Consider the following 21182-nt stretch of genomic DNA (forward strand, 5'->3'; position numbering starts at 1 on the left):
GGAGCACACATGACCCCATCCGTCCTCGTTGCCGCCGCGCTCGGCTTTTTCATCGGCGCCGTTCTTGTCTGGATCATCAAAGGCACCAACCAGAGCAACGAACAGCACGCGGCAGAAGAAACCGAAACCCTGCGTAAAGAACGCGATGCCCTGAAACAATCCTATGCCCGCTTCCGCAGCAGCGTGAACGAGCACTTTGCGCGCACCGCTGACGCCGTGGATCAGCTGACCGACAGCTACAAAAATGTCTTCAACCAACTGAGCAGCGGCGCGCAAGACCTGATGGATAAAGACGCGCTGAAACAGCAACTGGAAAAACGGCGCGGCAAGACCGTTACCCTATCGTATCTCGCACAAGAACACGAAGCGGCCGAATCCGCCGCCAACAAGCCTGCCCCTGCGCCTGCGGCTAAACCAGCTATGGCAGCACCGATGCCGACAGAGGCCGCTACGGGCGACAAAAACGAAACCCCGCAGGAAGCCGTCAAACGTCACATTCACAACAACCGGGAGCAAACCCTATGAAAAGCAAAAAAATCCTCCTCGCCAGTGTCGCCCTCTTGCTCGGCGCTTGCCAGAGCGGAGGCATGAACAGCCATGACCCGACCACCGATACCGGTGGCAATACGCAAGGGCAGTGGGTGCTCGAATCAGGACAAGCCGATGGCAAAGCCCTCAACACTGCCGCCGGCAAAATCACCCTGAATACGGCAAATAAAGATGCCTTTACCGGCACCTCGGTCATCAACCAATACAACGCCCCCGTGAAAATACGCGGTAACACCATTGAACACACCGGCGAAACCACCATCACCCTGATGGCGGGCAACATGGAGGCGATGCGCCTTGAAAGCGACTACATCAAAGCGCTGAATGCGACCAAGAGCATTCGTCGCGACGGCAATACCCTCACCCTCAGCGGCGATGGGATAGAGTTGCGCTACCGCCCCGGTCCCTAAACCTACTGACAACAGACGCCGCGTCAGCGGCGTTTTTTTAACCCCGAACCCCATGACGATCAGCGAAAAATACCAGCGCAGCCTGCACGCCCACATCAGCCTCGGCACAAACTCGGACGACCGCTTCATGCCCGCCGGTTACGTGCGCAGCTTTGCGCAAAAGCCTGCCCTCGTCCTCACTGAAAAACTCGACGGCCAAAACAACTGCTTTAACCGCTACGGCGTCTTCGCCCGCTCACACGCCGCCCCCAGCCAGCACCCGTGGGACAAACCCCTGCGCGAACGCTGGCAGCATATCCGCCACGACCTCGGCGACCTCGAAGTCTTCGGCGAAAACCTCTACGGCGTCCATTCCATCGCTTACCACGCCCTCGAATCCTACTATTACCTCTTTGCCGTGCGCCAAGGCGGGCGCTGGCTTGGTTGGGAAGAAGTGCAGTATTACGCCGCCCTGTTCGATTTCCCGACCGTCCCTGAAATTCCCATCACCACGCCGCTTTCCGCCCTCTACGACGACAAACGCGACGAAAACCGCATCCTTGCCGACTGGCTCACCGCCAACCTCGGCATGCCGTGGACAGATGCCGTCGAGACCGCCGGCGCGCTTGGCGGCTACGACCCGGCAAGCGGCGCGCCCTGCTGCGAAGGCTTCGTCATCCGCAACCGTGACGGCTACCTCACTAACAACGGCGACCTGCCCGTCGCCGCAAACGAATTCGACAACCTCTGCAAACTCGTGCGCGCCAAACATGTCAAAACTGACACCCATTGGAGCAAAACCTGGCAGCCCGCTCGTCTCATTGACTATCAGAAATACGGCTGGGACGCCTACGCCTATCGGAGCAACTGAACATGTGGACCTTCCCGCACTACCACCCCGGGCACGACCCCGATTGGTCGAACCTCACCGCTGCCTACCCGTGGCTGGCAGACATGGCCGGCGTGCCGCAAGATCCCGAATGGCACGGTGAAGGCGACGTCCTCACCCATACCAAAATGGTTGTCGCCGCGTTGCTTGAGCAAGCGGACTACCAGGCGCTGGACGAAGAAGCGCAGCATATCCTCTTTGCCGCTGCCCTCATGCACGACATCGAAAAACGTAGCACGACGACCCGCGAAACCATCAATGGCAAAACCCGCATCACCTCGCCGCGCCATGCCAAAAAAGGAGAGTACAGTGCGCGCCGCATTCTCTACACCGATATTCCCACGCCCTTTACCGTGCGCGAAAGTATCGCCAAACTTGTGCGCTGGCACGGCCTGCCGCTGTGGGCCATCGACAAAACCCATCCCGCACACCGCGTTATCGCCACCAGCCTGCAAGTGAACACCCACTGGCTGACACTGCTTGCCCGTGCCGATATCCATGGCCGCATCTGCCAGGATGCCGACACCCTGCTCACCCGCATAGACCTCTTCGCCGAACTCTGCCGCGAAAACGACTGCTATGGCCAGCCGCGCCTTTTTGCGAGCGCACTCGCCCGCTACCACTACCTCAACAACCCGGACAGTTACCCCGACTACATGCCCTACGACGACCTGAAAAGCGATGTGTACATCTTGAGTGCCCTGCCGGGCAGCGGCAAAGATACCCATATCCGCATGCATTACCGAGAACTGCCCATTCTCTCGCTTGATGACATCCGTCGCGCCGCCGGTATTGATCCAACTGACAAAAAAGGTAATGGCCGCGTTATCCAGCAGGCGAAAGAACAGGCGCGTAGCTACCTGCGCGCCGGCCAGCCCTTCATTTTCAACGCCACCAACATCAGCCGTGATATCCGCGACAAATGGACGGGGCTTTTCGCCGACTACCACGCCCGCATCCACCTGCACTACCTCGAAGTGCCCTACACACAACTGCTGCAACAAAATCGCAACCGCGAACATCCCGTGCCGGAAACTGTCATCAGTCACCTGCTTGACAAACTAGATATCCCCGATTACAGCGAAGCGCATGAACTGACTTATCTCGTTACCGGCAACTGATGGCGAGCCCAGAAAATAATGGTGTTGGTATGCCAGAGTAGGCATCTATGAAAGACACAGCGATTTTTATAGAAAACCTGTGCCGTACAGCCTTTACCGTCTTCGGCGTACCGCCTTCCCGGTTTATAGTCGTTTCAAATAGAACGGAGTGGTATTGGCGCGCCTCGCCGTACTATTTGTACCGTCTTCGGCTCGCTGCCTTGTCTCATTGCCATTTGAAACGACAAAAATTTCTGTGCTTGGTATGAAATAGCCTAATGACGATAAAACCCCGATGGGTAAGGGAGTTTCAGCGGCTATCCGCATGGTTTGAACGGTGGTTTCTCCTACCTCCCTCCACTATTTTCTGTTTGCCAGAGCAGATTCTGACGACTGCTAGCGAGCGATGCATACAAAAAAATCCGCAACTCAAAAAAGTTGCGGATGCATATAAAGTGGCGGAGAGAGGGGGATTCGAACCCCCGATACGCTATTAACGTATACACACTTTCCAGGCGTGCGCATTCGACCGCTCTGCCATCTCTCCGGGGTATGTCATGTAAAACGGGCGCGGATTATAGCGGATTTTTTGCCTCTTTGATAGAAAGTCGCACACGTCCCTGCCGGTCGATTTCCAGCAGTTTGACTTTGACTTCCTGACCAACGCTCAATTCGTCTTCAACGTTGGTCACGCGGTAATCAGCGATTTGCGAGACGTGAACCAAGCCTTCTTTGCCGGGCAGGAAAGCGACAAAGGCACCAAAATCGGTAATTTTCACGACTTTGGCATCATAGATACGGCCGATTTCCGGTTCAGCGGTGATTTCTTCGATGATACGGCGGGCATCATCGGCAGCAGTTTTATCCACAGCAGCAATTTTGATGGTGCCATCATCTTCAATTTCGATGGTGGTACCGGTGCTTTCGGTGATGCTGCGGATGGTCGCCCCGCCTTTACCGATGACGTCTTTGATTTTCTCGACGTCAATACGCATGGTGGTGAAACGCGGTGCAAATTCAGAGATTTCCGCGCGCGGTGCAGCAATGGCTTGATTCATGACTTCCAGGATGTGCAGGCGTCCTGCTTTAGCCTGGGTCAACGCCTGCTCCATGATTTCGCGGGTGATGCCATCAATTTTGATGTCCATTTGTAAGGCTGTCACGCCGTTCACGGAACCGGCAACTTTGAAGTCCATATCGCCAAGGTGGTCTTCATCACCTAGGATGTCAGTGAGGACAGTGAAGCGGTCACCTTCTTTGACCAAGCCCATAGCAATGCCCGCCACCGGCGTTTTGACGGGTACGCCTGCGTCCATCAGGGCGAGGCTGGTGCCGCAAACAGATGCCATTGAGCTGGAGCCGTTAGATTCGGTAATTTCCGAGACGACGCGGATGGTGTAGGGAAAGTCGCTTTCTTTCGGCAGGATAGCGGTGACGCCACGGCGTGCCAAGCGGCCATGCCCAATTTCGCGGCGTTTGGGTGAGCCGACACGGCCAACTTCACCAACGCTGAATGGTGGGAAGTTGTAGTGCAGCATGAAGATGTCGCGATATTCTCCGGTGAGTGCGTCAATGATTTGTGCGTCGCGGCTGGTGCCGAGGGTGGTCACGACCAGTGCCTGGGTTTCGCCACGGGTGAATAGGGCGGAACCATGTACGCGCGGCAGAACGCCGGTGCGGATGGTGATAGGGCGGACGGTAACGGTGTCACGGCCGTCAATGCGGGGTTCTTTGGCAAGGATGCGGTCACGCACTACGCGGTATTCGAGTTCATGTACGGCGTTGCCAACGGCTGCAGCGGTCCAGCCGTCTTCGCTAACCAGGGCTGTTTGTGCTTCTTCGTGAATGGTGGCAACGGTGTTTTGGCGTTCGAGTTTATCGGCGATTTGGTAGGCAGCGATAAGTTTGTCGCGGGTCAGTTCGCGGACTCTGTCGTGCAGGGCCTCGTCTTGCGGTTCTGCCTGCCAGTCCCAAGCAGGTTTGCCCGCTTTGGCGGCCAGTTCGCGGATGGCGTTGATGGCCGTTTGCATTTGCTCGTGTCCGAACATGACGGCACCAAGCATGATTTCTTCGGATAATTCGTTCGCTTGTGATTCGACCATCAACACGGCGCTTTCAGTTCCAGCGACGACGAGGTCAAGGTCGGAAGCCAATAATTCTTTGTCGGACGGGTTAAGCAGATAGTTGCCATTTTTGTAACCGACACGCGCAGCTCCAATAGGGCCATTGAACGGCACGCCGGATAGGGCGAGTGCGGCGGATGCGCCAATCATGGACGGAATGTCAGGGTTTACATCGGGATTGACCGACATCACGCTGGCGATAACCTGTACTTCGTTGAAGAAGCCTTCAGGGAAGAGTGGGCGCAGTGGGCGGTCAATCAGGCGGGAAATGAGGGTTTCGTTCTCGCTTGGCCGGCCTTCGCGGCGAAAGTAGCCGCCGGGGATGCGGCCGGCGGCGTAGGATTTTTCTTGGTAATCAACGGTCAGCGGAAAGAAATCTTGTCCTTCAGCGACGGTTTTTTTCGCAACGGCAGTCACGAGAACGACGGTACCGTTCATGTTGACGATGACAGCACCGTCGGCCTGACGGGCAATTTCGCCGCTTTCCAGGATTACTTGATGGTTCCCGTAGGTAAAGGTAATGCTTTCTTTCACGCTGGCAGTCTCTTCTCAGGATTAGCGGCGCAGACCGAGGTCAGCGATGAGTTTGCGGTAGCCGTCGTAGTTGACGCGTTTGAAGTAGTCAAGGAGGCGGCGGCGCTGGCTGACCATTTTCAGCAGACCACGACGGGAGTGGTGGTCTTTTTTGTGGGTTTCGAAATGTTGTTGCAAGTCAAGGATACGTGCAGTCAAAAGGGCAACTTGCACTTCAGTAGAGCCACTGTCCCCTTCTTTGCGTTGATATTTTTTGATGATTTCGCTTTTTTGTTCAGCGGTAAGCATATTGATAGTCTCCGATTAAGTTTCACTTTGCCGATGGCGTTGGGCCTGTGAAAAGAGCGCGGATTTTACGGTGCCGGTTACGTAAAAGCAAGGAATGCGCAGGGATGTGGATAATTGATGCTGCTTTTGCTAAATATCTATGATGATGTGAAAAATTTAGTATTTTCCGCTTCCTTTCATCACTTGCGCTGCTTTATATTAAGCGCGGGCAATAATTTTGAGAGGAACCCGTTATGTCTGTTAATTCTCCCGTCACTTCCAACGAGATTAAGGGCTTTTTTCCCCCCGGTATTGTGACCGGCTTGGGCATCATTGTCGCTGCTTTCGTTGTTGCATGGTTGTCGTACCAGTATCTGCCTTATAACAATGAGGCCAACAAGGGATTGGCGCTGCTGATTTTTGTCGCCATCCTCTGGTTTACGGAAGCAGTTCACATCAGTTTGACTGCCATCATGATTCCCATCGGCGCCCTGCTACTGCATATGCCGGAAAAGATGAACCCTGATGGCACTTTTGAGAAAGCGATGACGATGAAAGCGGCGCTTGCCGGCTTCGCCGATCCGATTATCTACCTCTTCCTTGGCGGGTTCGCCTTGGCGACTGCGTTGCAGGTACAGAAGATCGATAAGAAGATCGCCAGCATCATTATCCAGGCGGCGGGATCGAGTATGTTGTGGTCTACCATCGGCCTCTGCTTCATCACCGCTTTCCTGTCAATGTGGATTTCCAACACTGCGACGGCAGCGATGATTCTGCCGCTAGCGATCGGCCTCTTGTCTTCAGTAGATAAAAATGATCGCGGTACACGCGTCTTCGTTCTGCTCTCCGTTGCCTATTCCGCGAGTATCGGCGGTATGGGGATGTTGCAAGGTTCACCGCCGAACGCCATCGCCGCCAAAGCGCTGGATATGGACTTTGTCGCCTGGATGAAAGTTGGCTTGCCCGTTACCCTTATCCTGATGCCTGCGATGTTCATCACGCTTTACATTGTCTGCAAGCCGAACTTTAAGCAGAAAATTCAGCAAAGCAATGCGGAACCTATCCCGTGGACCAAACAGCGCGTACTGACGCTTGTCGTTTTCGTCGCGGCCGCTACAGCCTGGATTTGTGGCAACCAGATTAAAGCCGCGCTCAATATCACCTCGCCAGACACCTTCGTTGCCCTCTGCGCCATCATCGCCGTCGTGGTGTTGGGGCTCGCCAGCTGGAAAGAGGTGACTGACAATGCGGACTGGGGCGTACTGCTCCTCTTCGGTGGCGGCATTACCCTGAGCAACGTTCTCGGCGCATCTGGTGCTTCGCTAGAAATCGGGCAAATGCTCGCAGCCAAACTTGGTGGTGTTTCGCCGCTCATTGTCATCTTTATCGTGGCTACCTTCATCATCTTTCTCACTGAATTTACCAGTAATACCGCTTCTGCTGCATTGCTAGTACCGGTCTTTGCGGCGGTTGCTGAAAAAATGGGATTGCCGAAAGAAGTGCTGGTGCTGGTGATCGGTATCGGTGCGTCATGCGCCTTCATGCTGCCGGTTGCGACCCCGCCAAACGCGCTGGTCATGGGCACGGGCGAAATCAAATCACGCGACATGTTTGTCGCCGGCCTCGTGCTCAACTTCGTCAGTATCGCTGTGGTGGCGCTTTTCGCCTACTACGTCATTCTCAAATGATCCCATCCAGCTTATATGGGCCCGCTTCGGCGGGCTTTTTTATCGCCTATGGCATCCTGCAAAACAGAATGGCATGGCGCGTGTTGTACCAACAGCGACACCTTGCCAACAAAAAGTGTCAAAACCGTCGGGAAAGGTTGCTGGCGGGAAAGAAAGCGTCAGACGGCAGCAAAAAATTGTCGCTTTGCTACTTGTCATACCACCTGAAAACACGAAGTAAAAATGGTAAAAGCGGAGGAATGACTACAGGCTATCTTTTTAACACATTGAAAATAAATAAAAAATATAAAATGGCACGCTGCTGGCATATAGGTTCTCAACAGCAAACGCTGTTACTAACCACAGCGAAAGCTGTTATTCAAACCTGAAATCTTAAATGGAGTAACCCATGAAAAAAATGCAAAAAGGCTTCACCCTTATCGAACTGATGATCGTTATCGCTATTATCGGTATCTTGGCTGCTATCGCTCTGCCGGCTTACCAAGACTATATCGCTCGTACCCAAATGTCTGAAGCCATGAACCTCGCTGGTGGTCAGAAAGCTTCTGTAACTGAATATCGTTCTAACAAAGGCACTTGGCCGAGCGACAACACCGCAGCTGGTATTGCCGCTCCTGCCGATATCACCGGTAAATACGTTGCCAGCGTAACTGTTGCTGGTACTAACTCTGCTGGTACTATCAATGCCCTTATTAAATCTTCAGGCGTTTCTGATAAAATCAAAGGTGAAAGCCTGACCTTGACCGGTACTGAAACCAGCGGTTCTTACACTTGGACCTGTAAATCTTCTGCTTCTAGCAAATACCTCCCGTCTTCTTGCCGTGACAGCTGATTCTTTAGCTGCTTAGGCATAAAGATAAAAAGCCACACTAACGTGTGGCTTTTTTAATCGCATTTACAAATTACAGGGTGAAAATGATGAGAAAACGGGATAAAAAGCAGGGAGGTTTTTCGCTCATTGAACTGATGGTGGTTATTGCCATTGTAGGTATTTTATCGGCAATAGCCATTCCGGCATATCAAACCTATATTGCTAGGACTCAAGCGGCAGAAGCTATTCAGTTACTCGGAGGTATCAAAACAACGGTTAGCGAATACCGTGTTAATCAGGGTAGATGGCCGATAGATAACGGTACTGCCGGTATTGAGATTGATGCGTTGGAAATTCGTGGTAAATATGTGCAGCAGGTTGAGGTGGGTAAAGATATTTTTGGCGCAGCAAGGCCGGGAGCAATTACAGCGACGCTTCGTGCCAGTGATGTCGCCGCGCCACTGCGAGGAAAGAAGGTGGGATTAATACCGGTTGACAATGCTGATATTTCAATTTGGAATTGCGTGTCTGACGTTGATACCCGCTATTTACCATCTATTTGTCGCCAGTAATGTAAGTGTGCAATACAAAGAAGCTGAAAAAAAACAGCATCTTCCTGTTCTTTTAGCAAATTTGAAATTATACTAAATAAGTCATGCCAAAGTTCGTACACACTATCCTTACGTTTTCTATAAGTTTATAGATGCTGGCATATAACTTGCTGTGGTAATATTGCGGATGTTATTCGCATAAAATCAGAAACTTAACATAAAGGATAATTTATGAAAAACTATCAAAAAGGCTTTACGCTCATTGAACTAATGATCGTTATCGCTATTATTGGCATATTGGCGGCTATTGCACTGCCTTCTTATCAAGACTATCTGGCACGTTCACAAATGACGGAAGGATTGAATTTGGCAGGAGGACAAAAGAGTTCGGTAACTGAATACCGCTCTAATAAAGGTGCGTGGCCTAGCTCCAATACTGAAGCAGGTATTCCGGCTCCCAGCGATATTGCAGGAAAATATGTTGCGAGTGTAACTGTATCAGCCAGTGGCAGCAATGGTAATATTAGGGCGCTGATGAAAAGCAGTGGCGTTTCAGCCCGCATTAGCGGTGCTGAACTCATTTTGCAAGGCACAGAAACCAGCGGTGCCTACGCTTGGACCTGTAAATCCAGTGTGAACGATCGCTTCCTGCCTTCCAGCTGCCGCGACTAGTTCTTAATGATATAAAATAATAAGAAAGCCGTAGTCATTACGGCTTTCTTCTTTGTTAGCAGCTTCTTTTAATTGATGACGCATTGCGGCCTATCGCTGCAACAAAGTGTTAGGATTTAAGGGAAAAGTTGATTTCTCGTTTGACCATTGATGTAGATGGTCGGTAGCATTTTTATGGAGTGTAGAATGCGTTATTTTAAATTTTGGGCATGTGTCTGTATTTTAATGGCAGTAAGTATGACTATAAGCGTTACTGCTTTTTTTAATCCTGATGGCTGGGGGCTTTCTTTTGAGAATCCATTTTCCCAGGATATGCCCTTTGTATTTAATAACGTCGGGGTGTATTTCGGCATTACAGGGACAATCCTATGGCTAGGAAAGCTATTTCCTTTCTCCAATAAGCTAATGATAGTTGCTCTAATTATTGGCTTTATATCTTATTGGTTACAATATTTTATTGATCCTTTAACTGGGGCTAGTGCAGCTCAGCGCTTGGCAATAATGTTATGGGCGATAGGTACAATTTCATTGATAACTTTTGTTATTTACATATCGCCTTTGCATAAATGGTTCGGCTACCAAAAAACAGAGCAAGATAAACAGTTTGTCTTGGGTTTTTTGTGTTTGACCATCGTTAATCTGTCACTGGGTTCTGCGACTAATGATGCGCTGCAACTTAGTACAGTCCTTTTGCCGGAGGCTATTGATACTGACCTTATCAAGATGGATATGGCCTATTATGGTTTTGCAGGATGGTTATATTCTTCATTTGAAAGTACTCCTCCGGCGTGGCAAACATTAGTTTATGTGACGTATGAGTTTTTATCCATATTTATTTTATTGATGCTGGGTTTGGTTTATAGGGAGCGTAAAACAGTATCGCTAAATGCTCTGCGTATGCTGGTGGTGCCATTCTTGTTAGCTTTTGCGCTCTATTGTTTTACGCCGGTTGTTGGCCCCAAATACGCCTTTGGTGAAAATTATCCGCATAATCTTGAATTTATGTTGGCTTATCCTGCAGGCGGGGGAATTCTTATCTCGCCGACTTTGCGTAATGGCATGCCTTCCATGCACTTTACCGGCGCCATGTTGATTGTGCTAGCAACGGCGTGCCTGTCACGCAAAGTCTGGTTTTATGCTGCTTGTTTTTTTGCGGTCTTAACTTTTATTGCGACGATGGCGATTGGCGAACACTATCTGATTGACTTGATTGTTGCTATGCCATTCTGTATTGCCCTGGGGACAGCGTTAATTAATCCGCGTGGCTGGCAGTTTTATAAACGTAGTGTGTGGTGGGCCTGTGCGCTCAGTGCGGCGCTATGGGAAATTATGCTGCATGCTGCCGCAACCCGCATTTTCCTTGGCGAAAATCTGTGGTTTGTGCAGCTTTTTTCGCTTGTTAGTGCAGTTCTCTTTATTTGGGGATTCATTGCCTTCTTGCGGGTCGTGTGGCAGATGCCATCGCCGACAGAAACTGAATGGCTGGCTTCGTTACGGCCAATAAAAACAGTAGCACAGCAGAATTTAGCTTCCGTCCGCTGGGTGTTTGGCCTCTTCGTTTGTTCAGGCTTTGCGGGATTGCTCTATGAAGTTGTCTTTGCGAAGCATCTTGGCGTGATTTTCGGCGGTACCGCGTTGGCTGCATATACCGTTATGGCCACTTATATGGGGGGCATGGCATTGGGGACCTGGTTGGGCGGTATAGTTGCTGACCGAGTACGTAGCCCGCTTAAATGGTACGCACTGTTTGAGGCGGCTATAGGTGCTTATGCGCTCACAACGCCGACACTATTCAAATGGATTGAGCATATTTATGTTGTGCTTGCCGCTGATGTCCGTCCTGATGCACCGACCTTGACGTTATGGCGCATACTACTTGGTGTGGCGGTTCTTGGTATTCCAACAATCCTTATGGGGACGACCCTGCCCATCATGTTTAAGTTCCTGCGCGGTCATCTGCCCGGACGAGGCAATATTATTGCCGGTTTGTATACGGCCAATATTATTGGTGCTGCGTTCGGTGCATTGGCGGGAGCCTACATCATTTTGCCAACTTTCGGTCTACTGAGTTCTATTCGTTTGGCAGCGTTATTCAGTCTAATGATTGCACTGTATGCGATTGACCGTTTGAAAGCATTAGCGATAAAGAAAAACGAGCAGATTCTTTCCTTGCCAGAAGAGAAAACTGGCCATATAGCGTTGCCACCATATAACGCTTGGCAACAACGTCGCCTGGGGTTGGCTGCCTTGTGGTTAATTTCCGTTGGCGGCATTGTTTCGCTTGCTTTGGAAATCACCAATATGCATATGTTGGCGATTATTGCAGGTAACAGTGTGTACGCCTTTGGCCTGATGTTAGGTACATTCCTTCTTGGTCTTGGAATTGGCTCTTTTGCCTATGGGAAGTTACGTTTCCTGACTACTGATCCAATTATTGCTGCTATTGCACAGTTGGGTATTTTCTTCACGATCGTAATTTCTGCTTTCCAATGGGATGGCCTAGCCGCGTATTTCTCGTTCTTTGGCCCGATGCAAGAGTATCAACATCTTGATTTCTTGGCGCGGGAAATTATACGAAGTGGTGTCTGTGCCATCATCATGATGCCGTCAGCGGTCTTTATTGGCTTGGGTTATCCGGCAACCATGGCTCTGGCCTCTGATTGGCTGAAAAATCGTGGCGACGCTACAGGATTAGGGATTGCCGGTCTGTGTAATACCCTTGGCAACATCACAGGTGTCCTTCTAGCAGGATTCGTTTTCCTTAACTGGTGGGGTTCGAACCGCTTGTTGTTGATATTGGCAGTAATCTCCCTATTGCTTGCGCTTTATATGGCATGGGCTGCCCGTGTTGCCTGGCCACAAATGTTCCGCTACAACAGCACAGTGCAGCGTGGTAGTGCAGCAGTAACGCTACTTGCCGTGTTGTTCGCATTATGGGTGTATCCGGCACAATGGAATCTGAACAAAATCGCAACTGGTGCTAACGTATATTTCGCGCCAACCTTGCGTGGTGATGTCATTGATTTCAGGGAAAGTGTTCAGGGAGGCTTGACGACGGTTAACCGCTTGGAAGAGGTTGCTGTCGATGGAAAAGCACATGTCACACTGACGTTGCTTACTAACGGTAAATTCCAAGGCAATAATGCAAATGAAACTGAAGCACAGAAAGCCTTTGCCGAAGTGCCGCTCTTGCACCAGCCCAAGCGGGAAAATGCACTGGTCATTGGCTATGGCACGGGTAACTCAGCGCGTGTTTTGCATGATCATGATTTTGCCCGCTTGGATATTGCCGAACTCTCTCCCGACATTGTGGCCTTAGCGAATAAACACTTTGGCGATATTAACGGACTTGTCTCACAGAAAGACAATGTAGATATGTACTACACCGACGGTCGTAATTATCTACTGACGCAGAGCAAGCGTTATGACCTGATTAGTATGGAACTCACCAGTATCTGGTTTGCCGGTGCAGCCAATTTATACAACCGTGAGTTTTACCAACTGGTGAAGACTCGTTTGCATGATGACGGCATTTTGCAGCAATGGGTGCAAATACACCATATGCGCCCGATGGATCTGCTCTATCTTATCAATACCTTGCATCAAGAATTTCGTTACGTCTGGCTCTATGTTATTGGTGGGCAGGGGGTATTAGTCGCAAGTAACGCAGATAGCGCAACTAATTTGTATCACCTTGATGGTACGGCCGTAGCAGGTGACACAATGCTGACAGAAACAGAAAAACGGTTACAAGAAGGTGTACTTCTTGCTCCGGAAGGCGTTGATTATTTGGCGCAAACGCTGCGTAATCCGGCATTCTTTGTCTCAACTGACAACAATCTCTACTTGGAGTACGCAACACCTAAAGGCAACGCAGTATCTTACGATGCTTTTGCTATTAACATCGGGATGTTGGAAAAATTGCAAAATGAGGCAAAAGCCACTCTGATGGGTGACAGTGAAGGACAAATAATGCCTGAGTCCATAACTGCGCCACGTTGATAATGGCGTTATCCCGGTAGTTTGTTGTGTTTCAGTAAATTACCGGGCTTTATTTATTTGTATAGAAGGGAAAGTTATGTTTTTTAAGAATCATTCTTTTCGTGCCCGTTATTTCCTGAATCACCTCTGTTTGTCCTTTGCGATTGGTAGTCTGACTGCATTTACGGTCTATGCTGTATGGTATCCCGGTCTTTTAGCTAAAGCTGTTGGTGTTTCGCATGTTTTTTTATTATTGCTATGTATTGATGTTATTGCGGGTCCCCTAATGACACTATTCCTCGCTAAAGAAGGGAAGAAAGGAGTGTGGTTTGATTTGACTGCTGTCATTATCATTCAATTTATTGCGTTGATATATGGCATTTGGCATATTGCCGAAGGGCGCCCCGCTTGGCAGGTCATCAATATTTATCGGGTCGAACTGGTTTCTGCGCTTGATATGCAGTATGACCATGCCAAGCCGCCTTTCTCCGGCAATTCATGGGGAAGCCCGGGATGGGCATTGGTACGGCCAGCGAAAGATAAGGTGGAGCAATCAGACTGGTTATGGCAAGAACTGGAAGGGCATGGCTCACCTGCGCAGCGAGCCGAGCTATTTATCCCGCTTGATGGGAATTGGCAGCATATTGATAAGGAAGTTAAGCCGCTGGATGAGTTGGAACGTTACAATACGGCGGCAGCCATTGCAGCCATGAAACGTGAATATCCCGATGCAGACGGCTTCATACCGATGATAGGAAGCGATATGGATATGACAGTACTTGTGTCGCGTAAAAAGCAAAAAATTCTGGCTATCGCTGATTTGCGTCCATGGTAGCAACTATTTTTATATAATTTAATAGATAGTTTATGAAAAGCCTAAAATTCTGGTCAATACTATCATTTATTACATTGTTACTCACTGAATATGTATTTTATTCTTTCTATGGTGGTGCATTTCATCTGAGTTTCCCTGAATTAGATATCTCTTGGTTCATATATTTGGGGATGTACTTTGGCCTTCCCGGGATAATTTTATGGATAGGGCGGCAGCATCTGCTATCTGACAGGGTTATGTGGATTGCGCTGGGTATTGGTGTTATTACCTTGCTAATGCAGCAAATTATGGCTCCAATCAATAGTGTGGAAAATATTCTCTTTGCAACAGTATTATGGGCAGTTGGGGTTTTATCGCTCGGCGCATTCCTGTATCACGGTAAAACGCTTTTTCGGCACAATGTCGATATGTTTAGCGCACACCGTTATTGTATTGCTTTTTTGTCTTTGGCTGTTCTACTTGCTGCCTTGGGACTTATCCGCATTAATATGCTATCGGTAACCCATGTGTTGTTGCCAGAAACGCTGGATGTTGATTTATACAAAATGGATGAAGCCTTTTATGAGTTTGCCGCCTCTCTTTACGTGATATTCCGTGACAATGCCCATCCGTTGTGGCAAACGCTTATACTCACGGTGTATGGCTTGCTTATGATGGCGTTGTTCCTTTTGCTGGGTATCGTGTTGCGTGAAGGACGTGCCACACAATTACATATTTTCCGGGTGTTAATCGTCCCTTTCATCCTTGCTTTTGCGCTCTATATGTTTAACCCAGTCGCAGGGCCGCCTGCTTTTGGCGCACATTATCCTGACGATATGCATTGGGTGCTGGAAGCGCAAAGAGGGTGGGTGCAGGTCGTGCCGATGGTGCGTAACGGTATGCCTTCCATGCACTTCACTGGCGCCATGTTGCTGGTACTGGTCACTGCCTGCTTGACGCGCAAGTTGTATTTTTATCTTGCCTGCATTTTCGCGGCGATTACCTTTATTGCTACGATGGCGTTGGGTGAACACTACCTGCTTGACCTGATTGTTGCCATGCCGTTTTGCGTCGCTCTTGGAACGGCGCTGCTTAATCCGCCGCAATGGCTTTTTTATCGGCGCCGTGCGTGGTGGCTGTGTGCCGCACTTTTTGTTATGTGGGAATTGCTGCTGCATATCAATCTGACGCGTTTTGTCCTGATTGACAACCTTTGGCTGGTGCGCCTCTTGGCGCTTGCCAGCGTTGCGGCGTTTGCCTGGTGCCTTGCCATCTTCCTGCGTGCGGTCTGGCGCTTGCCCGCTCCAACAGCGGAAGAATGGCAGGTCGATTTGGTGGAACTCGAACAGCCGCAGCAGCTGGGGCAGGCATCCATACGCTGGGTGTTCGGCCTCTTCATTTGCTCCGGTTTTGCGGGACTGCTTTACGAAGTTGTCTTTGCCAAGCATTTGGGCGTGGTATTTGGCGGTACTTCGCTGGCAGCTTATACGGTCATGGCAACCTATATGGGCGGTATGGCGCTTGGTGCGTGGCTAGGTGGCCTTATTGCTGACCGTGTGCGCTTACCGCTGCGCTGGTATGCCCTGTTTGAAGGGGCCATTGGTCTGTACGCGCTGGCGACCCCGATGCTGTTCAAGCTGATTACACATATTTATGTCGCGCTGGCAACGGATATACGTCCCGATGCGGCGGTATTGACGCTGTGGCGTGTCGCGCTTGGTGCTATCGTCCTTGGGATTCCGACTGTCCTGATGGGAACGACGTTGCCCATCATGTTCAAGTTCCTGCGTGGCTATCTACCGGAGCGTGGCAACATCATCGCCCGTCTGTACACAGCGAATATTATTGGTGCGGCATTTGGCGCCTTGGTCGGCGCTTACCTTATCCTGCCCGCATCTGGATTGTCCGGTGCGACCCATCTGGCTGCCTTATTCAGCTTGATGATTGCTCTGTATGCACTGGTTCGCCTGAAGAACCTGCCGGAAAAGGAGCAATCCGCTGTAGAAACAGGCACAGATGACAGCGCAAACTATGCCTCTTTACCCGCGCTAGACGACGTACAACGCCGTCGCCTCGGTATTGCAGCACTGCTGGTGGTCAGCATCGGCGGTATCGTCACACTGGCGCTGGAAATCGTCAATATGCATATGTTGGCCATTATTGCCGGCAATAGCGTCTATGCCTTTGGCCTGATGCTGGCCACCTTCCTATTTGGTCTTGGCCTGGGCTCGGCCAGTTACGACAAACTGCGCCGTGTGTTGACTGACCCTGCAGTCGCTGCGGTGGCGCAACTGGGCATCTTTTTCAGCATCATCATTTCTGCTTTTCAATGGGATGGCTTGAGTGGCTACTTCGCCAGTTTCGGCTTTATGGAGGCGTATCATCACTTCGGCTTTGCAGCGCGTGAGCTGATTCGTGGCAGCGTATGCGCCGTTATCATGATGCCGCCGGCATTCTTTATCGGTCTGGGTTACCCGGCAACGATGGCGCTAGCTTCCGATTGGCTGAAAAACCGAGGAGAAGCAGCAGGGCTAGGCATTGCCAGCCTGTGCAACACATTGGGCAATATTGCTGGTGTACTTCTTGCCGGATTCCTTTTCCTCAACTGGTGGGGCTCAAACCGCCTGCTGCTAGCGCTGGCTGTGCTTTCATTGCTGCTTGCCTGCTATATGCTCTATGCCGGACGCTTCACCTTTACAAACCGCCGCATGCGGCGTTTCGCCACAACTGGTGTCGCCTTGGCGGTGTTCTTTGCGTTGCTTGGCTACCCGGCACAATGGAATCTGAGTCAAATTGCTACAGGTGCAAACGTATATTTTCATCTATCTCCGCATGGTGATGTTATTGACTCCTTAGAAAGTATCCAGGGAGGGCTTATCACGGTAAACGAGCAGACGGTGGAAGATGATGGCAAGCCGGTCACGATTTTGACCTTGTTAACGAACGGTAAATTCCAGGGTAATAATTCCCGTGAAGTCATTGCGCAAGTCGGCGTCGCTCTGACCCCGCTGCTGCACACGTCGCATCGGGACGATGTGCTGGTGATTGGCTATGGCACGGGCAACTCGGCGCACGTTCTGCATCAAGAAAACTTTGCCCGGGTAGATATTGCAGAACTGGCGCCGGACATGGTTGCTATGGCCGACCGCCACTTCGCGAACATTAACGGCTTAGTATCGCAACAGCCAAATGTCACCCTGTATTACACCGACGGGCGTAATCTCCTGCTGACGCAGAACAAGCGTTACGACCTCATCAGCATGGAGATCAATAGCATCTGGTTCGCTGGCGCGGCAAATCTCTATAACCGTGAGTTTTACCAGCTGGTGGCCACGCGTTTGCAAGAGGATGGCGTTTTGCAGCAGTGGATACAGTTGCACCATATCCGCCCGATAGACCTCATCTATGTGTTAAATACCCTGCATCAGGAATTCCGCTACGTCTGGCTATATGTGGTTGGTGGTCAGGGTGTGCTGGTTGCGACCAATTCTGCGGCTGCAGCACAATTGCATCATATAGATGGCCAGTTGGTAGTTGATGAAAATGCGCTGACGGCGCAAGAGAAAGCCTTGCAGGCAAGTATGATGCTAGAGCCGGAGGATGTAGATTACCTGTCGCGCACTCTGCGTCTGCCGCAAAACTATGTCTCAACTGACAACAACCTCTACCTCGAATACTCAACGCCCAAGGGTAATGCCATTGTTGACGACGTGCAGCAACAAAACATCGAGATGTTCCGCAACTTGCGTCAAGAACGCATGGTGCTGGAAGCCGAAGCCTCGCGCCGGACTGAGGATACCCCGCAACAACCCTAACGCACAGGCGGCCATTGGCCGCCTTTTTATGGACCTGCCTGGAAGCAATCATTACGCCGCTTGGCGGAAGGCAGTGTTTGTCCCACAGTGTGGGATCGGTATTTGCAATGTAATGAATTACCGCCCCGTCTGTCTGCCATTATCCTAACTACTTATTCATTTGCGCCGGATTGCCGTCATGACCCTGTTCCGTTCTATCCTAGTTTTCGCCATTGCCTACCTGCTCACCGCCTGCGGCACGCGTCTGGCGGTAGTGCTCGTCGAACCCGAACACCACCATCGCTTGAGCCGGAAACCCCGCCGCCGCTGGCGCAGCCTGCGAACTTCGCCGAATGGCAGCAGGCATTTGCCCAGCGCGCCGCTGCCGGTATTGCCGATAACGACATCCAGCAACTGCTTGCCCGTACTCATTACGAAGAAAAAGTGGTCAGTGCCGACCGAAAACAGCCGGAGCTGAACAAAATGGTCTGGGCGTACCTCGACAATGCCGTCTCCAATGACCGCATCCAGAAAGGCTGCGCCCAACTTGCCCGCTACCGTAGCCTCTTGCAGCAGATTGAGGCGCAGACGGGCGTCGGCGCGTCCTACATCGTCACCTTCTGGGGCATGGTGCGCCCCGCCAAGGACAAGCAGAGCAGTCGGACTGGTTAATGCTGGAGCTGGAAAAAGGCAAATCTCCTGTGCGGAGAGCCGAGCTTTATCAACCGATAGCAGGGCACTGGCAGGATTTCGCCAAAGAGGTTCTGCCGCTCAGCGACTTAGAACGTGTTCATTGTCTCAGCCTCTGCTGTAAACTATCGGCATGAACAGAAAAACCTACCCAAGCGATATCAGTCGCGAGCAATTTGCGCCTCTCCTCCCCCTGCTGGAAAGTGCCCGTAAACGCACAGCGCCACGTCAGGTGGACTTGTACGATGTCTTTTGTGCCATTCTCTACCTGCAACGCACTGGCTGCTCCTGGCGCGCTTTGCCGGGCGATTTCCCCAAATGGCGCACCGTGCATTCCTACTTCCAGAGATGGACTGAGCCACGCGAGAGTGGCATCAGCATCCTTGAGGAAGCATTAAAAAAATCAGGTAGTTGCGGAGCGCCGCAAGCAGGGGCATCATGAAGCAACCACTTTCCTGATTATTGATGCGCAGAGTGTGAAGAACACGGATACCGCCATGGAAAAAGGCTACGATGCGGGCAAGAAGGTTAGCGGTATCAAGCGGCATATAGCGGTTGACACGCAGGGTTTGCCGCATGCGCTTGCGGTAACGACGGCGGATGTTACGGATAGAAAAGGCTGCCTGCTAGCATTGGAACGTGGGCGGGATAATCTTGGGGCGGTACAAAAAATCCTTGCTGACGGTGGTTACACGGGTAAGGCATTTGCTTCGTCAGTACAGGAGTTGATTGGTGCGGAGGTAGAGATTGCCAAACGAAACGAATTACACCGCTTTGCGGTATTGCCAAAGCGATGGGTAGTCGAGCGCAGTTTTTCCTGGTTGGAAAAGAACAGACGGCTTTGGAAAAACTGCGAGCGTAAGTTGAGTACCAGTCTGCAAATGGTAGCTTTGGCTTTCTTGGGAGTCCTGCTACGAAGACTATGAACACGCTCTTAGGCAAGCACAACCCGCAGGCGGCGGTGGACGAGATCTTGCATCAATATCCGCAGGCCGATGGCTTCCTGCCAATGATGGGCGGCGACTTGGATATGACGGTGCTGGTCTCAAACAAAGAGCAGAAAATCCTGGCGACCGTGGATTTGCGTCCGTGGTAAAAACGCTTTTTTATGGACAAGCGGCGTCAAAACCTCGTCAAGCCGTTAAAAAAACCTTGCTTTCCTGACCATCCTGCTAGCTATCGCTGTTGATACGCAACCCTCTCCGCCTCCGCCGCAACAGCAGCAAGGTTGAGCATCACACATAGTTTCATTGCACGGAATGGCTCTGCCATTCCGTTTCTGTATCCGCATTCTCGCGAAGTCCGGCATAGCTTTCAGGGGAAGCCCGCTATACCATGGCGCACCGCTCTTATCATCCACTGCCCACATGCCTCCCGTTATCTGCATCCTCGGCCCGACCGCGTCCGGCAAGACCGACCTTGCCTTTGCCCTTGCTGACCGTCAGCCCGTGCATCTTATCAGCGTCGATTCCGCGCAAATCTATCGCGGCATGGATATCGGCACCGCCAAACCTGATGCCGCAACCCTCGTTCGTTATCCGCACGCCCTCATTGACATTCTCGATCCGGAAGAAACCTATTCTGCTGCCCGTTTTGCCGCCGATGCGACGCATGAAATCCAGGCAGCTCACCAAGCGGGACAAATTCCCATCCTCGTCGGCGGTACCATGCTCTATTACTACACCCTCTATGCTGGCATGGACGGCCTGCCTGCCGCCGACCCGCATAATCGTGCCGCTATCGAAGCGCGCCTGGACAGTGAAGGTGCCGCCGCCCTGCACGCCGAACTCGCCCGCCTCGATCCGGCCAGCGCGGCGCGTATCATGCCGAACGACCACCAACGCCTCATCCGCGCCCTCGAACTTATCATAACCAGCGGTAAAACCCCGAGCGCACACTACGCCGCACAGCAGCGTGCCGCGCCACCGTGGCAGACTCTCGCCATTGCCTTGAATCCGCCGCGTGCCGAACTGCACCGCCGCATCGCCATACGCTTTCAGCACATGATAGAGGCAGGCTTCATTGACGAAGTGGCCGCACTCAAAGCCCGCCCGCGCCTTAGCGCCGATAGCCCTGCCATGCGCAGCGTCGGCTACCGGCAAATCTGGCAATACCTGGACGGCGTGACCGACCGCACCACCGCCATCGAACAGGGCATCATCGCCAGCCGCCAGTTAGCCAAGCGGCAAATCACCTGGATAAACAACCGCCTCGCCGACGTTCTCGAACTGCACCACTACGATCCGCTGCAAGGGCTGGATGCCGCACTTGGTGCCATCACTGCCTTCATAAACGAAAAGCCCCTGCCGTAGCAGGGGTTTCTTCATACC

The 21182-nt window shown here is 51.5% G+C and carries 18 protein-coding genes and 1 tRNA gene; 16 read left to right on the forward strand and 3 right to left on the reverse strand.

All coding sequences use genetic code 11. The annotated features are described in order from the left end of the window. The first annotated feature begins 9 nt into the window (after positions 1–9). Genes LG374_RS08090 through LG374_RS08105 form a run of 4 tightly spaced genes read left to right on the forward strand, consistent with a single transcriptional unit; the run spans position 10 to position 2948 of the window. Positions 10–525 carry a YhcB family protein gene (locus tag LG374_RS08090; protein ID WP_225757219.1) on the forward strand — a complete coding sequence of 172 codons (516 nt, stop codon included), beginning with the start codon at positions 10–12 and terminating at the stop codon, positions 523–525. Further along, the gene (locus tag LG374_RS08095; protein ID WP_225757220.1) at positions 522–959 is read left to right on the forward strand and encodes an META domain-containing protein; all 438 of its coding nucleotides are present in this window, start codon (positions 522–524) and stop codon (positions 957–959) included. The genes LG374_RS08090 and LG374_RS08095 overlap by 4 nt, the downstream gene beginning before the upstream one ends. Before the next feature lie 52 nt (positions 960–1011). Then, positions 1012–1809: an RNA ligase family protein gene (locus LG374_RS08100; protein ID WP_225757221.1), complete on the forward strand. Its 798-nt coding sequence runs from the start codon at positions 1012–1014 to the stop codon at positions 1807–1809. Positions 1810–1811: 2 nt separating this feature from the next. Further along, complete coding sequence (locus tag LG374_RS08105; protein ID WP_225757222.1) at positions 1812–2948, forward strand: AAA family ATPase; 1137 nt, start codon at positions 1812–1814, stop codon at positions 2946–2948. A gap of 435 nt (positions 2949–3383) precedes the next feature. On the opposite strand, the gene LG374_RS08110 is transcribed toward LG374_RS08105, so the two are convergent. The 3 genes from LG374_RS08110 to rpsO all read right to left on the reverse strand — a co-directional run bounded on the left by LG374_RS08110 (position 3384) and on the right by rpsO (position 5872). After that, positions 3384–3474 (reverse strand) — tRNA-Ser (locus LG374_RS08110). Positions 3475–3502: 28 nt separating this feature from the next. Further along, on the reverse strand, positions 3503–5584 hold the full coding sequence (pnp, locus tag LG374_RS08115) for a polyribonucleotide nucleotidyltransferase (RefSeq protein WP_225757223.1): 2082 nt from the start codon (positions 5582–5584) through the stop codon (positions 3503–3505). Between the two features lie 21 nt (positions 5585–5605). Then, on the reverse strand, positions 5606–5872 hold the full coding sequence (rpsO, locus tag LG374_RS08120; RefSeq protein WP_006985646.1) for a 30S ribosomal protein S15: 267 nt from the start codon (positions 5870–5872) through the stop codon (positions 5606–5608). Between the two features lie 233 nt (positions 5873–6105). Here rpsO and LG374_RS08125 point away from each other — a divergent pair, with 233 nt between their 5' ends. The 12 genes from LG374_RS08125 to miaA all read left to right on the forward strand — a co-directional run bounded on the left by LG374_RS08125 (position 6106) and on the right by miaA (position 21164). Next, positions 6106–7539, forward strand: a complete 1434-nt coding sequence (locus LG374_RS08125; RefSeq protein ID WP_225757224.1) for a DASS family sodium-coupled anion symporter — start codon at positions 6106–6108, stop codon at positions 7537–7539. Next, a complete protein-coding gene (locus LG374_RS08130) occupies positions 7536–7907 on the forward strand; it encodes a hypothetical protein (RefSeq protein ID WP_225757225.1) in 372 nt (123 codons plus the stop codon). The genes LG374_RS08125 and LG374_RS08130 overlap by 4 nt, the downstream gene beginning before the upstream one ends. A 20-nt stretch (positions 7908–7927) precedes the next feature. Then, a complete protein-coding gene (locus LG374_RS08140) occupies positions 7928–8371 on the forward strand; it encodes a pilin (RefSeq protein WP_304518575.1) in 444 nt (147 codons plus the stop codon). Positions 8372–8415: 44 nt separating this feature from the next. Beyond that, positions 8416–8922, forward strand: coding sequence for a pilin (locus LG374_RS08150; RefSeq protein WP_370639309.1), 507 nt, complete (start codon positions 8416–8418; stop codon positions 8920–8922). 210 nt (positions 8923–9132) lie between these two features. Next, complete coding sequence (locus LG374_RS08160; RefSeq protein WP_304518576.1) at positions 9133–9573, forward strand: pilin; 441 nt, start codon at positions 9133–9135, stop codon at positions 9571–9573. A 186-nt stretch (positions 9574–9759) separates the two neighbouring features. Next, positions 9760–13575 (forward strand): fused MFS/spermidine synthase, encoded by a 3816-nt coding sequence (locus tag LG374_RS08165; protein ID WP_225757226.1) that lies wholly within the window; start codon positions 9760–9762, stop codon positions 13573–13575. Between the two features lie 76 nt (positions 13576–13651). Beyond that, on the forward strand, positions 13652–14389 hold the full coding sequence (tfpZ, locus tag LG374_RS08170) for a TfpX/TfpZ family type IV pilin accessory protein (RefSeq protein ID WP_225757227.1): 738 nt from the start codon (positions 13652–13654) through the stop codon (positions 14387–14389). 32 nt (positions 14390–14421) lie between these two features. Next, positions 14422–18183, forward strand: a complete 3762-nt coding sequence (locus tag LG374_RS08175; RefSeq protein ID WP_225757228.1) for a phosphatase PAP2 family protein — start codon at positions 14422–14424, stop codon at positions 18181–18183. A gap of 102 nt (positions 18184–18285) precedes the next feature. Further along, complete coding sequence (locus LG374_RS08180) at positions 18286–18834, forward strand: lytic murein transglycosylase (RefSeq protein ID WP_225757229.1); 549 nt, start codon at positions 18286–18288, stop codon at positions 18832–18834. Positions 18835–18985: 151 nt separating this feature from the next. Next, positions 18986–19778, forward strand: a protein-coding gene (locus tag LG374_RS08185) for an IS5 family transposase (protein WP_225756001.1) whose coding sequence is annotated in 2 segments (ribosomal slippage) — positions 18986–19249 and positions 19251–19778 — 792 coding nt in all. Because the reading frame shifts where the segments join, the coding sequence is not laid out codon by codon here. Then, positions 19775–19948, forward strand: coding sequence for a hypothetical protein (locus LG374_RS08190; RefSeq protein WP_225757230.1), 174 nt, complete (start codon positions 19775–19777; stop codon positions 19946–19948). The genes LG374_RS08185 and LG374_RS08190 overlap by 4 nt, the downstream gene beginning before the upstream one ends. A 271-nt stretch (positions 19949–20219) precedes the next feature. Beyond that, complete coding sequence (gene miaA, locus LG374_RS08195) at positions 20220–21164, forward strand: tRNA (adenosine(37)-N6)-dimethylallyltransferase MiaA (RefSeq protein WP_225757231.1); 945 nt, start codon at positions 20220–20222, stop codon at positions 21162–21164. Positions 21165–21182: the final 18 nt, after the last annotated feature.

It is taken from the genome of Cardiobacterium sp. Marseille-Q4385, from assembly GCF_916618745.1.
Classification (GTDB): Bacteria; Pseudomonadota; Gammaproteobacteria; order Cardiobacteriales; family Cardiobacteriaceae; genus Cardiobacterium.

What these genes read in the sequence shown, in the direction of transcription:
- LG374_RS08125 (WP_225757224.1), top strand. Translation starts at nt 6,106, where the DNA reads ATGTCTGTTAATTCTCCCGTCACTTCCAACGAGATTAAGGGCTTTTTT.
- LG374_RS08100 (WP_225757221.1), top strand. Translation starts at nt 1,012, where the DNA reads ATGACGATCAGCGAAAAATACCAGCGCAGCCTGCACGCCCACATCAGC.
- miaA (WP_225757231.1), top strand. Translation starts at nt 20,220, where the DNA reads ATGCCTCCCGTTATCTGCATCCTCGGCCCGACCGCGTCCGGCAAGACC.
- LG374_RS08130 (WP_225757225.1), top strand. Translation starts at nt 7,536, where the DNA reads ATGATCCCATCCAGCTTATATGGGCCCGCTTCGGCGGGCTTTTTTATC.
- tfpZ (WP_225757227.1), top strand. Translation starts at nt 13,652, where the DNA reads ATGTTTTTTAAGAATCATTCTTTTCGTGCCCGTTATTTCCTGAATCAC.
- rpsO (WP_006985646.1), bottom strand. Translation starts at nt 5,872, where the DNA reads ATGCTTACCGCTGAACAAAAAAGCGAAATCATCAAAAAATATCAACGC.
- LG374_RS08165 (WP_225757226.1), top strand. Translation starts at nt 9,760, where the DNA reads ATGCGTTATTTTAAATTTTGGGCATGTGTCTGTATTTTAATGGCAGTA.
- LG374_RS08095 (WP_225757220.1), top strand. Translation starts at nt 522, where the DNA reads ATGAAAAGCAAAAAAATCCTCCTCGCCAGTGTCGCCCTCTTGCTCGGC.
- LG374_RS08140 (WP_304518575.1), top strand. Translation starts at nt 7,928, where the DNA reads ATGAAAAAAATGCAAAAAGGCTTCACCCTTATCGAACTGATGATCGTT.
- LG374_RS08175 (WP_225757228.1), top strand. Translation starts at nt 14,422, where the DNA reads ATGAAAAGCCTAAAATTCTGGTCAATACTATCATTTATTACATTGTTA.
- LG374_RS08190 (WP_225757230.1), top strand. Translation starts at nt 19,775, where the DNA reads ATGAACACGCTCTTAGGCAAGCACAACCCGCAGGCGGCGGTGGACGAG.
- LG374_RS08160 (WP_304518576.1), top strand. Translation starts at nt 9,133, where the DNA reads ATGAAAAACTATCAAAAAGGCTTTACGCTCATTGAACTAATGATCGTT.
- LG374_RS08105 (WP_225757222.1), top strand. Translation starts at nt 1,812, where the DNA reads ATGTGGACCTTCCCGCACTACCACCCCGGGCACGACCCCGATTGGTCG.
- LG374_RS08090 (WP_225757219.1), top strand. Translation starts at nt 10, where the DNA reads ATGACCCCATCCGTCCTCGTTGCCGCCGCGCTCGGCTTTTTCATCGGC.